We start from the raw sequence: 13,786 nt of genomic DNA, 5'->3' as shown, positions 1-13,786 counted from the left end.
CCTGACATGTGTCTCCCCCGCGATGCGGATACGGGCACCTGTCTGACCAAACGATCGAGTTCGCCGCAGGGTACGGCCTTCACGGCGGATTGACTGATGAATGCGGACCTTGACCGAATATGCACACGTCAGCCGCGAGCCGAGGGGTCGGATACCGTACAGATGTGACATCCGGGAAGTCAGCCGAGACGGCACGGCCGGCACGGCGCAGGCTCAGCGTGGACCGCCGCCGGGAAGAGCTGATGGCGGCCGCCTTGGAGCTGTTCAGCACCCGCGACGCGGAGGATGTCTCGATCGACGACGTGGCGTCGGCGGCGGGCGCCTCGCGGGCCCTGGTCTACCACTACTTCGGCGGCAAGCAGGAGCTCTACGTGGCCGCGCTGAAGAGCGCGGCGGAGCAGCTGGAGTCGCGGCTGCGGCCACAGGGCGGCGGCCGGCCGCTGGACGAGCTGGCCTCGGGCCTGCGCCGCTACTTCGACTTCGTCGAGGAGCACGCGGCCGGCTTCGCGGCGCTGCTGCGCGGCGGCCCCGCCAACCGGTCGGGCGAGGTCGGCGAGATCGTGGACGGCGTGCGCCGGCGGTTGTTCCGCCTCATCCAGAGGCAGATGGGGGTCGAGGAGCCCAGCCCGGTGCTGCGCACGACCCTGCGCTCGTGGATCGCCTCGGTGGAGACGGCCGGCCTCGACTGGCTGGAGCACCGGGATCTGGAGCGCCCGGCGCTTGAGCGCATGCTCGTGGACCACATGGTGGCGTTGCTCGGGGTCGCCGCCACCTACGACGCCGGCGTCGCCGCTCTCGTGGAGCGGCTGGTCCAGGGCGCCGGAGGGTAAGGAAGGATGGCGCCGGGCGGGCGGCGCCACGACTTCACGGTGGACCGGGCCCAGTGCGGCCTGGTCCACCCCTCATCCCCCCTGAGGTTCGTGAGTGACGACCCTCGGTTACTCGGAGCGCTGCTGCGGAATCCCCGCGAGCAGTGCCCGAACCTCGGTCTCCCGGTAACGCCGATGACCACCGAGGGTACGGATGGACGTCAACTTGCCCGCCTTGGCCCACCGCGTGACGGTCTTGGGGTCGACTCTGAACATGGTGGCGACCTCGGCGGGCGTAAGCAGTGGCTCGGCCTCGGGTGTACGAGCTGACATTTGTGCGGCCTCTCCTCCGTGTGGACCGGCTAGCGATCCTGTGACTGCCTTTTGCGCGTGTCACGGATGTCCGCCTATGGCGCAGAGCGTGCGGCTTTTCTAAGCCATATGCGGCATCACCCGATGTGACCATACCGCCACGCAGAGCGATTGGCGAGCCCTTCTTTGACCCAACTGCCCGCCCTCGTGGCCATGTCACGCTCGGTGATTCTAGCGACACGGTTCGTGGTATCGCAGTGAAAACGGCAAACTACTCAGTTCGCAGAAGAGAGCAGCCGCGAGACGTGACCTACTCATGCAGGTCAGACAGCCGTATTGGGGCTCAGTTGGCAGATTCCAGCTGTTGCATTGACTTCCACCGGAGGATCACTCTCTGGTACATGGCGTAGGCAAGTTCTTCTTGACCCGTGTCCAGGCCCGTCAGGGCGGCCGCCAGCTCGGCGACGGACTGGTCGGCCTGCAACGCGTCGTCGTCCATGAGGTGCACCAGGCCGCCGTAGTCGAGCTCGACCAGGGAGTGGGGGTGGAACTCCTCCAGCCACCTGGCGACGTCCTCCACCTCGAAGCTCGCGGCCAGGTCGCCCAGATGCCTGCGCAGCACGTTGAGCGCCCGAGCCGCCCGCCTCCTGGCCTGCGCCATGGAGGTGACGTAGATGAGGTTGCGTCCCGTAGCGGTCGTCTTCACGTCCTGTCCAGGAGTGGTGGAGCCGAGCACCAGCCAGCGCTCGTTCCCATCAAACGGCACGAACCACGACGGCGGGACATGCCACGCCGTGGAGCGGATGTGCGTGCGCAACGCGGCGGATCCGGCCTTCTGCTTGAAGCGGTCGAAGTCATCGGCGATCTGGTCGGCGACGCCGCGCGGGACGAGATGGTCCATCAGCTTCTGCGGAGTCGCCCCACGCCGCCGTGAGAAGGCCAGCCACGAGCGCAGGCGGGTCTGCCAGGGGCAGACGTACAGGCGGTCCTCGACGCGCCGCAGATAGGCGTTGGGGCTCTCCTGAGCGGGAACGGGTTGAGGGGGCACGCCGAGCAGGCGCTTCACCGACTCGTCGTGCTCCGCGTTGAGCGCGTTCGCGCGGCGCGGGCGGTCGCGTGAGTCGGCGTAGTCGGCCCACACCTTGCGCTCGGACTCGGCGAACGCGGTCAGTGGCTCATAGACGCGGAGGTAGGCGGCATAGGGCAGCACGGAGGAATCGTGTCATGAAGCGCACCCTCATGCACCGTCGTGTCCCTTACTAGAGTGTCAGTGTGATCTCCGTCGCGAAGATGCGGCGGACCGGACAGGGAGTCACCACCGTGACCGACGTCTTCGGCACGTCCCACAAGGACGTCCACGAGCAGGTCGTGTTCTGCGCCGACGAGCAGAGCGGCCTGCGTGCCATCATCGCCGTCCACAACACGGCGCTGGGCCCCGCGCTGGGCGGCACTCGTTTCTATCCCTACGAGAGCGAGCAGGCGGCCCTCGCCGACGTGCTCAACCTGGCCAAGGGCATGGCCTACAAGAACGCGCTGGCCGGCCTCGACCACGGCGGCGGCAAGGCCGTCATCATCGGCGACCCGGCCAAGGACAAGAGCGAGGCGCTGCTGCGCGCGTACGGCAGGTTCGTCGAGTCGCTGGGCGGGCGCTACTACACCGCCTGCGACGTCGGCACCTACAGCGAGGACATGGACGTGGTGGCCCGCGAGTCACGCTTCGTGACCGGCCGCACGGTGGCCAACGGCGGCGCCGGCGACTCCTCCATCCTCACCGCGTTCGGCGTCTTCCAGGGCATGCGGGCCTCCGCCGAGCTGGTCTACGGCACGCCCTCGCTGCACGGCCGGCGGGTGGGCGTCGAGGGGGTCGGCAAGGTGGGCCACCGCCTGGTCGAGCTCCTGCGCGAGGACGGCGCCGAGGTCGTGGTCTGCGACGTCGATCCCAAGGCCGTCGAGCGGGTGCGCCAGCGCCGTCCCGAGGTCGAGGTGGTGGCCGACGCGGCGGCGCTGACGGCCGCCGACATCGACGTGTTCGCGCCGTGCGCGCTGGGCGGCGCGCTCGACGACGAGACGGTGGCCCGGCTGCGCGCCAAGATCGTCTGTGGCGCGGCCAACAACCAGCTCGCGCACGCCGGCGTCGAGAAGCAGCTCGCCGAGCGCGGCATCCTGTACGCCCCCGACTACGTGGTCAACTCCGGCGGCGTGATCCAGGTGGCCGACGAGATCCGCGGCTTCGACATGGAGCGGGCCAGGGCCAAGGCGGCACAGATTTACGACACGACTTCGAAGATCTTCCGGATCGCGGCCGATGAGGGAGTTCCTCCTGCGGTCGCAGCGGATAGGCTAGCTGAGCGCAGAATGTCGGAAGTCGGGCGTATTAGGGCCATTTGGCTCGGCCACTGACGCCCCACGCCCATACGACGTACCGAGCTGGGCACAAAACAGGTACGGTAATAGGCGAACGATAGGCTGACGTCCAAAGTCAGGCGGCGTCAGTGTGTGGTGCGTTAGCGACGAGGGGTCGGGGACGACCCCGACGAGGGGGTCGAGCCAATGGGGCGCGGCCGAGCAAAGGCCAAGCAGGTCAAGGTTGCTCGCCAGCTGAAGTACAACAGCGGTGGCACAGATCTTGACCGTCTTCGCGACGAACTCGGGGTCGGAGACTCCAGCCGCAATGACGACGCCGACGACCTCAACGACGAGCTGGCGGATCGCTATGCCGATTACGCCGACGACTACGGCGCCGGTGACGACGACGATGGCCGTCCGTCCGGCCGTCGGTAGGCACACCTCCGGTTGACACGTGGCCGGGGCCGGCGCCCGCGCCGGATCCCCGCCCATGAGCGTCGGGCCCCACGGGTAACCGTGGGGCTTCGTCACGCTTGCCCGTCGTTGGGCCCGTGGTCAGGCCCATTGTCGGGCCCGTGGTCAGGCCCGTCGTCGAGCGCGCCGAGGAAGCCGGCGATCAGCGGGGCGATCTCCGGCAGCCTCTCCTCCAGCGCGAAGTGCCCGGTGTCGAGCACGTGCACCCGCGCGCCGGGCACGTCCCGCAGGTACGCGTGCGCGCCCGCCTCGGGGAAGAACGCGTCCCCCCGCCCCCACAGCACCAGCGTGGGCGGCCGGTGCTCGCGCAGCCACGCCTGCCAGGCGGGATACAGCTCCACGTTGCTCCGGTAGTCGCGGGCGAGCGCGAGCTGGGCCTGCGCGCGGCCGGGCAGGTCCAGGAAGTGCTGGTCCAGGGTCCAGCCGTCGGGCGCCACCCGCGCGGGGTCGGCGGTGCCGTCCTCGTACTGCGCGCGCGTGACCGCCAGGGTGAACAGGTCGGCGGGCGGCTCGGCGATCGTCCGGCGGGCCAGGTCCGACAGGCCCTCCTCGTAGGCGTTGGCGTTCTGGACGATGAGCGCGGCGATCCACTCCGGGTGCCGCTGGGCCACGCGGAAGCCGACCGGGCCGCCGAAGTCGAAGGCGTACCAGGCGAAGCGCTCCAGGCCGACGGCCTTGACGAAGCCCTCCACGACGTCGGCCAGGCGGTCGAAGGTATAGGTGAAGCCGTCGGGCACGACGGTGTGCCCGAAGCCCGGGTAGTCGGGGGCGAGCAGCCGGAAGCGGCCGCCCAGCGCGTCCATGAGCCGCCTGTACTGGTGCGAGGCGGACGGGAAGCCGTGCAGCAGGAGCACCGGCAGGCCGTCGCGCGGGCCCGCCTCGCGGTAGAAGACCCGCACGCCGTCCACGTCCACGAACGCATGGCGTACCTCGGGGATGTCCATGACTAATGCCTCTTTCGGTAGAAGATGCATTAGTTATAACGAGCGGTTTCTAACGGGTCAATGCCCCGATGTAGCATTAGATGTCATGGAGCTGCTGATCGGCGAGCCGCTGGCGCTCGACCTGCTCAACACCCGGGCCCGCGACTTCGACGCCCTCGACACCCCCGGGAGCTTCCAGGCGTGGCTGGCCCGCCAGGGCGAGCGGCTGGCGGCGCCACCCGGCCCGCTGCCGCCCGACGGCCTGGCCGCCGTCCGGCGGCTGCGCGGGCACGTGGCGGCGGCGTTGGAGGCCGTACGGGCCGGCGACCCGCCCCCGCCGGCCGCCCTCGACGCGCTCAACGAGGCCGCCCGCGCCGCCCCGCCGCACCGCGTGCTGGAATGGCGCGGCGAAGGCCCCCACCTGCGCACCGAACGCGACGGCGACCCCCTGGCCGGGCTGCTCGCCCAGCTCGCCGAGGCCGCCGTGGACCTGCTCGCCGACCCGGCGGCCGGGCGCGTGCGCGGCTGCGAGGGCCCCGGCTGCCGCATGCTCTTCCTGCCCGCCCACCCGCGCCGCCGCTGGTGCTCGCCCGACCTGTGCGGCAACCGGGTGCGGGTCGCCCGCCACTACCACCGCCACAAGTGACCCCGGGCACGCGAACGGGGCCGGGCGGCGCGCGCCCGACCCCGTTCGCGGCGGCTCAGCGGTAGCGGGCCTGGCCCCGTTGGCGGAGGCTCAGCGGTAGCGGGCCCGGCCCGAGCCCGGGACGACCTCGCCCAGGACCCACGCCGGCAGCCCCCGGTCCGCCAGGAGGCGCAGGGCCGCGTCGGCCGCGTCGGGGGCGACCACGGCGGCCATGCCGACACCCAGGTTGAACGTGCGGTCCATGTCCTGCTGGGCCACCCGCCCGTGGCCCGCCAGCACCCCGAAGATCGGCGGAGGGGTCCACGACGAGCGGTCGAGGACGGCGTCCAGGTGGGCCGGCAGCGAGCGCGACAGGTTGCCCTCGACGCCGCCGCCGGTGATGTGCGCGTAGGCGTGGACCTCGGCCGAGCGGGCCAGCTCCAGGCAGTCGAGCGAGTAGACGCGGGTCGGCTCCAGCAGCTCCTCGCCGAGCGGGCGGCCCAGCTCGGGCAGCACCGCGTCGAGCGACAGGCCCGCCTCCCCGACGATGTGCCGGACCAGCGAGTAGCCGTTGGAGTGCAGGCCGGAGGAGGCCAGGCCGAGCACGACGTCGCCCTCGCGGACGCGGTCGGGGCCGAGCAGCAGGTCGGCCTCCACGACGCCCGTGCCCGCGCCGGCCAGGTCGTACTCGTCGGGGCCCATCGCGCCCGGGTGCTCGGCGGTCTCGCCGCCCACCAGCGCGGCCCCGGCCAGGCGGCAGCCCTCGGCCACGCCGCCCACGATCTCGGCGACGCGCTCGGGCACCACCTTGCCGCAGGCGATGTAGTCGGTCATGAACAGCGGCTCGGCCCCGCACACCACCAGGTCGTCGAGGACCATCGCGACCAGGTCGACGCCGATCGTGTCGTGCTTGCCGTAGCGCTGGGCGATCATGACCTTGGTGCCCACGCCGTCGGTCGAGGTGGCCAGCAGCGGCCGGCGGTAGCGCAGCAGGGCCGAGGCGTCGAACAGGCCGGCGAAGCCGCTGGCGTCGTCGATCACCTCGGGTCGGCGCGAGCGCGCCACCTTGTCCTTCATCAGGTCGACGGCCCGCTCGCCGGCCTCGATGTCGACGCCGGCGGCCTCGTACGTACTCACGCCTTGCTCTCCAACACGAACTTGCCGACGTTGTCCTGGTCGATCGGGATCGGGTACTCGCCGGTGAAGCAGGCCCGGCACAGCCGGTCGGCCGGCAGCGTGGTGGCCCTGGTCAGGCCCTCCAGCGAGATGTAGCCCAGGGAGTCGGCGCCGAGCGAGGCCCGGATCTCCTCCACCGTCAGCGAGCCCGCGATCAGCTCGGCGCGGGTGGCGAAGTCGATGCCGTAGAAGCACGGCCAGGCCACCGGCGGCGAGGAGATGCGCACGTGCACCTCGCGCGCCCCGGCCTCGCGCAACATCTTGACGATCGCGCGCTGGGTGTTGCCGCGCACGATCGAGTCGTCCACGACCACCAGGCGCTTGCCCTCGACGACCTCGCGCAGCGGGTTGAGCTTCAGCCGGATGCCGAGCTGGCGGATGGTCTGGGACGGCTGGATGAAGGTCCGGCCCACATAGGAGTTCTTGACCAGGCCCTGCCCGTACGGGATGCCGCTCTCCTCGGCGTAACCGACGGCGGCCGGGGTGCCGGACTCGGGCGTGGGGATGACGAGGTCGGCCTCCACCGGGTGCTCGCGGGCCAGCACGCGGCCCACCTCGACCCGGGTGACCTGCACGCCGCGCCCGGCGATCGTGGTGTCGGGGCGGGCGAGGTAGACGTACTCGAACAGGCAGCCCTTGGGCTCGGCCAGCGCGAAGCGGCGCGAGCGCACGCCGCGCTCGTCGATGGTCAGCAGCTCGCCCGGCTCGATCTCGCGGACGAACGTGGCGCCCACGATGTCGAGGGCCGCCGTCTCGGAGGCGACCACCCAGCCGCGCTCCAGCCGGCCGAGCACCAGCGGGCGGATGCCCTGCGGGTCGCGGGCGGCGTAGAGCGTCTTCTCGTCCATGAACACCAGCGAGTAGGCGCCCTTGACCTGCGGCAGCAGCTCGGCGGCGGAGTCCTCGACGGAGCGGGTGCGGTCTTGGGCCAGCAGCGTGGTCAGGACCTCGGTGTCGGTGGTGGCCCTGGTGGACCCCGGGGCCAGGCGCTGGGCCAGCTCCGGGGTGTTGATCAGGTTTCCGTTGTGCGCGAGCGCGAGCCCACCGACCTCGGTGCTGCTCAGCGTGGGCTGCGCGTTCTCCCACACGCTCGATCCGGTCGTGGAGTAGCGGCAGTGGCCGATGGCCAGGTGGCCCCTCAGGGTGCCGAGCACCGACTCGTCGAAGACCTGGGAGACCAGACCCATGTCCTTGTAGACGAGAATGCGGCTGCCCTCGCTGGCCGCGATGCCCGCGGACTCCTGCCCGCGGTGCTGCAACGCGTACAGCCCGTAGTAGGTGAGTTTGGAAACTTCCTCGCCTGGCGCCCAGACGCCGAAGACGCCACAGGCGTCTTTAGGTGCGCGGTCGTGGGGGTCCAGGTCATGGCCGAGCCGGCCGTCGCCCTTCAGCACGTGCTTCAGTCTAGGTCGGCCGCCTCCGTGCTCGCACACCCGGGGGCTGGATCAGATGACGTGCGATGACCTGCCCGCATTGGAGCCGTCGCGGACCAGCTCGCCGGTGACGTTGCGGTTGGCGGCCGAGCCGAGGAAGACGATCAGCGCCGCCAGGTCCTCGGCGGTGGACAGGCGGCGGGTGGGCGTGCGGGCGGCGATCTCGTCCAGGACGTGGGCGGGGACGGGGCGCTCGGCCTCGGTGACGGTGAGGCCGGCGACGGCCACGTTGACCAGGATGCCGTCGCGGCCCGCCTCCCAGGCCAGGGCGCGGGCCATGCCGTGCAGGGCCATCTTGGCGGTGCCGTACGGGCCGGGACCCGGCAGCCCCTCCTCGGCGGCCCCCGACGAGACGAACACGATCCGGCCGAACCCGCGCCGCCGCATCCCCGGCAGCGCCGCCCGGACGAGCAGGGCGTTGCCGACGACGTTGGCGTGCAGGGCGGCGCTCCACTCGGCGGCGGGCACCTCCTCGAACGGGATGCTGTTGGGCATGATCGTGCCCCAGCGGACGGCGTTGGCCACCAGCGCGTCCACCGGGCCCGCCTGGGCGACGGCGGGGGCGATGGTGGCGTGGTCCTCCAGATCCAGGTGGACGGCCGCGGCCTGGCCGCCGTCGGCCTCGATGCGCTTGACCAGCGCGGCCGCGCGGTCGGCACCCGAGTTGTAGGTGATCGTCACGCGGGCGCCGGTGGCGGCGTAGGCCAGGGCGGTCGCGGCGCCGATGCCCGACGAGCCACCCGTGATCAGAACGTGCATGAGAACTCCCCTTCGCTAATTAGCCGGCTAATTAGCCAGCTAACCAGAAGAGGCCGGGTCGCGGCAAGGGGGTTCCCGGGTCCGCTCAGCAGAGCCCGAACACGCGCGCCACCCGCTCGGCCAGCTCGTCCTCGCCCGTCCCGGGGCCGACCTCGACAGCGGGCAGGCCGAGGCGCCCGGTCTCCTCGGCGAGGCGGTCGGTGAACAGGCGGTCGCGCTCCAGCAGGTTGTGCAGGGCCCGCCGCGGATCGCCGGTCCTGCGCGGGATGTCCCACGCCGTGCCCCGGCTGTCGAACGCGGCCCGGCGGAAGGCGGGCGTCGGCAGCAGCCACACCGCGCGCGCCGGGTCGACCAGCAGCGGCCCGACCAGGCCCGGCAGCAGCCGGAACCCCTCGGCGATCACGCCCCGCCCCGGGGGCAGGCGCAGCAGGTCCGCCACGATCAGGCCGAAGCCCTCGCCCCGGTACCAGTGGAAGGTCTCCAGCATGGCCCGCGGCGAGCGGTGCACCCAGCGCTCGTCCATGTCCATGTCCTTGAAGCGGCTCAGTTGCGGGGCCTCCCGCGGGGTGAGGAGGCGGGCGTGCTCCGGCATCACGTCGTCGGTCGCGTACACGGACAGGCCGTGGCGGGCCGCCAGGCGCCGGGCGATCGTCGACTTGCCGCCGCCGCTGCCGCCCCCGATCCAGTAGACGTGCCGCAGTCTCGCGCGCAGCGCTCGCGGGTCCACGGGCGGCCTCAGGCGCGCTTGGCGCGGACCAGGCGGGACAGGGCCGCGCGCTCGGCGTCGCCGAGACCGCGCTGCAACTCCTCGTCCATCTCCCGCCAGATCTCCTCCACCGGCCCGCGCAGGGCCCGGCCCGCCTCGGTCAGGTGGACGCGGGCGATCCTCGGGCGGTCGGGGTCGGGGGAGCGGCGGACGAAGCCGGCGCGCTCCAGCCGCTGCAGGGTCTTGGTGACCGTGGGCGGCTCGACGCCGAGGCGGGCGATCAGCTCGCCCTGCGTCAGGCCGTCCTCCCGCCAGAGCTGGTTGAGCAGCATCTCCTGTCCGGCGTGCAGGCCGAGCGGCACCAGGGCGGCGGCGAGCTGGTTGCGTTGCGCCTTCATGAGCTTGATCAGGGCGTACGACAGGGTCTCTTCCAGCATGTCCTCATCTTGCCCGCCGCCTGCCGCTTTGGCGCACGGTGACGCAAGGATGGGCGCCCGCTTACCGTGTCGCGCGGTTCGGCGGGCGGGCATCGCGGAAAAGTGAGGGTGTCCGGCATGCAGACCCGTCGGGAGACGCAGACGTGACCACATCCGGGGATCCGAACGAGCGGGATCCGAACGAGCCACGGCCTGACGAGGAGGAGGAACCGATCGCACCCACCCCGCCGATCGCGCCCACTCCGCCGATCGCACCCGCCCCGCCCATCGTGCCGCCCACAGCGCCACCTACCGCGCCGCCTACAGTGCCACCCACAGCGCCGCCTACAGTGCCGCCCACCGTGCCGCCTACAGTGCCGCCCACCGTGCCGAGGCCGGGGGCGCCGCCGTACGAGCCGCCCGGCGAGCCGCCCGACCAGCCCCGGTCGGGCGGCGAGGACGCCGAGACCACCCAGGTCTTCCCCGTCCCGGGCGCGACCCCGGCCTACCCCGGCTGGGAGAGCGACCCTCCCGAGGAGGAGCCCGAGGCCAGGCCGCCCGCGCCCTCCCGCTACGAAGGGGGCGGCCACCCGTCCTTCACCCCGCCGGGCGGATCGGGACCCGCCGGGCCCGAGCACCCGTACGGCGGCGGCGGTCCCGCCCAGCCCCTCCCGGACGACCGGCCCGCCCAGCCGCCCCAGGAGGAGGCCGTCCCCGGCACCACCCCGTCCTACCCGTACGGCGGCCCGCCCGGCTACACCCTGCCCCCGTACGCCTACCCCGGCGCCCCCCAGCAGTACGGCGGCCGGCCCGCGCCCGACCGGACCGGCGACGGCCTGGCCACGGCGGCGCTCGTCCTCGGCGTGGCCAGCCCGTTCCTGGTGTTCGTCTGCTTCACCGGCCTGATCACCGCCATCCTGTCGATCGTCTTCGGCTGCGTCGCCCTGGCCAGGAGGGCCGGCAGGGGCCGCGCCATCGCCGGCATCGTGATCAGCGTCCTGTCGCTGGTCCTCTTCGCGATCGTGGCGAGCTGGTTCTGGCGGAACGTGGTGCAGGAGTGCGCCCACCTGCCGAGCCCGGAGGCGGACCGCTGCGTCCAGGACCACCTCTCCTGGACGCGCGGCGGCTCCCTGCGCTGAGCGGCGCTACGGGAGGGGCAGGTGCGCCGACAGGTCGGCACGCGAGCCGCTGGCGGAGACCGCACCCCTGGCCACCGCCTCCTCCCACGTCACCCGCCCGACGGCCAGCTCGATCCAGGTGCGCCCGTCGGTCTCGACCACGTTGGGCGGCGTGCCGCGCGTGTGGCGGGGGCCGGGGATCGCCTGCACGGCCGCGTACGGCGGCACGCGTACCTCCACGGTCCGCCCGGGGGCCGCGGCGGCCAGCCGGTCGAGCAGGTGGCGCACGGCCTGCCGGGCCGCGTCGCGCTCGGGGGTCAGGCCCCGGTCGTAGGCGGCCAGCACGGCGGCGACCAGCGCGCCGGGCAGCGCGCCCGCGGGGCCGTCGTAGGGCGGCTCGTCCAGGGCGACGAGCTGCGCGTCGAGGGCGGCTCTCAGCTTCTCCGGATCCATCTTGCGAGGTGGCACGCCCTCATTGTCTCGCGGGAAGCGTTCATGCGGACGGAGGTCCTCGTTCACCTCCGGTTTCGCCGCCGACCGTAACCTCCCCGGCGGTACAACCGCGCACAAAATGGAGGATCTGTGGCAAACCTCATCGGGGGCGGACGGCGGCTGCTGCCGCTGCTCTCCACCCCGCACAAGGGTGGCCGTTCCGCGTTGACCTGCCAGTTCCGCTGCGGGAACGCGTGCGCGCACGACGTGGCCAACACCTCGGACAACGCCTACTTCGGCGACGTGGTGAAGGACGCGCTCTCGCGCCGCGGCGTGCTGCGCGCCGGCGCGCTCGGCGCCCTGGTGGCGGGCGCGGGCGTGGCGGGGGCGGCGCCGGCGCTCGCCGACCAGCCGGCCGATGCCGCCAGGGGCGCCCACGGCGGCGGGCAGGGGGGCGGGCAGGGCGGCGGTGGCCTGAGCTTCACCCCCGTCCCGCCCAACACCGAGGACGCGCTGCGCGTCCCCGGCGGCTACAGGTCCTCCGTGGTGGTGCGCTGGGGCGACCCCGTGCTGCCCGACGCGCCGGCCTTCGACTTCGACAATCAGACGGCCGACGCCCAGAGCAAGCAGTTCGGCTACAACTGCGACTACGTGACGCTGCTCCCGCTGGGCCGCGACCGCGCGCTGCTGTGGGTCAACCACGAGTACACCGACGAGAGCCTGATGTTCCGCGGCTACACCGGCGGCGCCGGCGCGAGCGAGGAGCAGATCAGGATCGCCCTGGCCGCGCACGGCGGCTCGGTCGTGGAGATCGAGCGCGCCGGCGGCACCGGCGAGTGGAAGCTGGTCACCAAGGGCCGCCGCCGCTACAACCGGCGCATCACCGCCCAGACGAGGATGAGGTTCTCCGGCCCGGCCGCGGGCAGCGACCTGCTCAAGACCGCCGCCGACCCCAAGGGCCTGTACCCGGTCGGCATGCTCAACAACTGCTCGGGCGGCACCACCCCGTGGGGCACCGTGCTGACCGCCGAGGAGAACATCGACCAGTACTTCGTCAACGGCGACAAGGTCCCCGAGGCGCAGAAGCCGTACATCACCCGCTACACGATCACCACCGGCACCCCGGCGGGCAACCGCCGCTTCGACCGCGTCGAGGAGCGCTTCGACCTGGCCAAGCACCCCAACGAGGCCAACCGGTTCGGCTGGATCGTGGAGATCGACCCGTTCGACCCGGACTCCACGCCGGTCAAGCGCACCGCGCTCGGCCGGCTCAAGCACGAGGCCGCCAACACCACGCTGTCCCGCGACAACCGCCTGGTCGTCTACATGGGCGACGACTCGCGCTTCGAGTACATCTACAAGTTCGTCTCCAAGGACCGCTACATCCCCGGCTTCGACCGGCACAACAGGACGCTGCTGGACGAGGGCACCCTGTACGTGGCCAGGTTCACCGGCGACAGCCCGGCCGCCGAGATCGACGGCTCCGGCAGGCTGCCCTCCGACGGCGCCTTCGACGGCTCCGGCGAGTGGATCCCGCTGGTGTCGGGCGACCGGTCGTACGTGGAGGGCATGACCGCCCAGGAGGTGCTGGTCTACACCCGCGTGGCCGCCGACAAGGTGGGCGCGACGAAGATGGACCGTCCCGAGGACATGGAGCGCAACCCGGTCACCGGCGGCGTCTACGTGGCGCTGACCAACAACTCCAACCGCACCGCCGCCCAGGTGGACGAGGCCAACCCGCGCCCGTTCAACAAGCACGGCCACGTGCTGGAGCTGGTCGAGAAGAACAACGACGCCGGCCGGCGCACCTTCGCCTGGTCGCTCCCGCTGGTCTGCGGCGACCCGAACGACGCCTCGACCTACTTCGCCGGCTACGACAAGAGCAAGGTCTCGCCGATCTCGTGCCCGGACAACGTCACGTTCGACCGCGACGGCAACCTGTGGATCTCCACCGACGGCAACGCCCTCGGCTCCAACGACGGCCTGTTCGTCATGCCGGTGCGCGGCAGGGAGCGCGGCCACCTGCGCCAGTTCCTGACCGTCCCGGTCGGCGCCGAGACCTGCGGCCCGCTGGTCACCGACGACCAGCGCAGCGTGTTCGTGGCCGTGCAGCACCCGGGCGAGCTCGACGGCGCCACGCCGGACCAGCCGGCCAGCCGCTGGCCCGACGGGGACCAGCCGCGCCCGGCCGTGGCGGTGGTCTGGCACGAGAGGAACAAGAAGATCGGCAGTTGACCTCAAGTTAACTTGAGGAACT

Annotated in this window: 15 protein-coding genes; 6 read left to right on the top strand and 9 right to left on the bottom strand. The window is 72.1% G+C overall.

The window, feature by feature from the left end; genetic code table 11:
• Positions 1 to 242: 242 nt before the first annotated feature.
• A complete protein-coding gene (locus AB0H75_RS14830) occupies positions 243 to 830 on the top strand; it encodes a TetR/AcrR family transcriptional regulator (protein WP_367796140.1) in 588 nt (195 codons plus the stop codon).
• 108 nt (positions 831 to 938) lie between these two features.
• Here AB0H75_RS14830 and bldC read toward each other — a convergent pair whose 3' ends face one another.
• Positions 939 to 1,142 (bottom strand): developmental transcriptional regulator BldC, encoded by a 204-nt coding sequence (gene bldC / locus AB0H75_RS14825; RefSeq protein ID WP_013133571.1) that lies wholly within the window; start codon positions 1,140 to 1,142, stop codon positions 939 to 941.
• A 322-nt stretch (positions 1,143 to 1,464) separates the two neighbouring features.
• Positions 1,465 to 2,331 carry a hypothetical protein gene (locus tag AB0H75_RS14820; protein WP_367796138.1) on the bottom strand — a complete coding sequence of 289 codons (867 nt, stop codon included), beginning with the start codon at positions 2,329 to 2,331 and terminating at the stop codon, positions 1,465 to 1,467.
• Between the two features lie 62 nt (positions 2,332 to 2,393).
• On the opposite strand from AB0H75_RS14820, the gene AB0H75_RS14815 reads away from it, so the two are divergent.
• Both AB0H75_RS14815 and AB0H75_RS14810 read left to right on the top strand, forming a co-directional pair.
• Positions 2,394 to 3,521 carry a Leu/Phe/Val dehydrogenase gene (locus AB0H75_RS14815; RefSeq protein WP_367796135.1) on the top strand — a complete coding sequence of 376 codons (1,128 nt, stop codon included), beginning with the start codon at positions 2,394 to 2,396 and terminating at the stop codon, positions 3,519 to 3,521.
• Between the two features lie 150 nt (positions 3,522 to 3,671).
• The gene (locus AB0H75_RS14810) at positions 3,672 to 3,902 is read left to right on the top strand and encodes a DUF3073 domain-containing protein (protein WP_192788430.1); all 231 of its coding nucleotides are present in this window, start codon (positions 3,672 to 3,674) and stop codon (positions 3,900 to 3,902) included.
• Positions 3,903 to 3,994: 92 nt separating this feature from the next.
• Here the strand turns inward: AB0H75_RS14810 and AB0H75_RS14805 are convergent, their stop codons facing one another.
• Entirely contained in the window at positions 3,995 to 4,885 is an 891-nt protein-coding gene (locus tag AB0H75_RS14805; protein ID WP_367796132.1) for an alpha/beta fold hydrolase, read from the bottom strand.
• An 85-nt stretch (positions 4,886 to 4,970) separates the two neighbouring features.
• Here AB0H75_RS14805 and AB0H75_RS14800 point away from each other — a divergent pair, with 85 nt between their 5' ends.
• Positions 4,971 to 5,510, top strand: coding sequence for an ABATE domain-containing protein (locus tag AB0H75_RS14800; RefSeq protein WP_367796130.1), 540 nt, complete (start codon positions 4,971 to 4,973; stop codon positions 5,508 to 5,510).
• A 90-nt stretch (positions 5,511 to 5,600) separates the two neighbouring features.
• Here AB0H75_RS14800 and purM read toward each other — a convergent pair whose 3' ends face one another.
• From purM to AB0H75_RS14775, 5 genes are all read right to left on the bottom strand, one after another.
• Positions 5,601 to 6,626, bottom strand: coding sequence for a phosphoribosylformylglycinamidine cyclo-ligase (gene purM, locus AB0H75_RS14795; protein ID WP_367796128.1), 1,026 nt, complete (start codon positions 6,624 to 6,626; stop codon positions 5,601 to 5,603).
• On the bottom strand, positions 6,623 to 8,059 hold the full coding sequence (gene purF / locus AB0H75_RS14790; protein WP_367796125.1) for an amidophosphoribosyltransferase: 1,437 nt from the start codon (positions 8,057 to 8,059) through the stop codon (positions 6,623 to 6,625). The genes purM and purF overlap by 4 nt, the downstream gene beginning before the upstream one ends.
• A gap of 51 nt (positions 8,060 to 8,110) precedes the next feature.
• The gene (locus tag AB0H75_RS14785) at positions 8,111 to 8,857 is read right to left on the bottom strand and encodes an SDR family NAD(P)-dependent oxidoreductase (protein WP_367796122.1); all 747 of its coding nucleotides are present in this window, start codon (positions 8,855 to 8,857) and stop codon (positions 8,111 to 8,113) included.
• Between the two features lie 85 nt (positions 8,858 to 8,942).
• Positions 8,943 to 9,584, bottom strand: a complete 642-nt coding sequence (locus AB0H75_RS14780; RefSeq protein WP_367796120.1) for a hypothetical protein — start codon at positions 9,582 to 9,584, stop codon at positions 8,943 to 8,945.
• Between the two features lie 8 nt (positions 9,585 to 9,592).
• On the bottom strand, positions 9,593 to 10,000 hold the full coding sequence (locus tag AB0H75_RS14775; RefSeq protein WP_367796118.1) for a MarR family winged helix-turn-helix transcriptional regulator: 408 nt from the start codon (positions 9,998 to 10,000) through the stop codon (positions 9,593 to 9,595).
• 341 nt (positions 10,001 to 10,341) lie between these two features.
• Between AB0H75_RS14775 and AB0H75_RS14770 the strand changes: the two genes are divergently transcribed.
• Positions 10,342 to 11,118 carry a hypothetical protein gene (locus AB0H75_RS14770; protein WP_367796116.1) on the top strand — a complete coding sequence of 259 codons (777 nt, stop codon included), beginning with the start codon at positions 10,342 to 10,344 and terminating at the stop codon, positions 11,116 to 11,118.
• A gap of 6 nt (positions 11,119 to 11,124) precedes the next feature.
• Here AB0H75_RS14770 and AB0H75_RS14765 read toward each other — a convergent pair whose 3' ends face one another.
• Entirely contained in the window at positions 11,125 to 11,550 is a 426-nt protein-coding gene (locus AB0H75_RS14765) for a sterol carrier family protein (protein ID WP_367797117.1), read from the bottom strand.
• 129 nt (positions 11,551 to 11,679) lie between these two features.
• Here AB0H75_RS14765 and AB0H75_RS14760 point away from each other — a divergent pair, with 129 nt between their 5' ends.
• Positions 11,680 to 13,764 carry a PhoX family phosphatase gene (locus AB0H75_RS14760; RefSeq protein WP_367796113.1) on the top strand — a complete coding sequence of 695 codons (2,085 nt, stop codon included), beginning with the start codon at positions 11,680 to 11,682 and terminating at the stop codon, positions 13,762 to 13,764.
• Positions 13,765 to 13,786 lie beyond the last annotated feature (22 nt).

The organism is Nonomuraea sp. NPDC050783 (assembly GCF_040802095.1).
In the GTDB taxonomy this organism is placed as follows: Bacteria; Actinomycetota; Actinomycetes; order Streptosporangiales; family Streptosporangiaceae; genus Nonomuraea.
The sequence above is the reverse complement of the archived record's forward strand: the minus strand, read 5'-3'. Positions and strand labels throughout refer to the sequence as shown.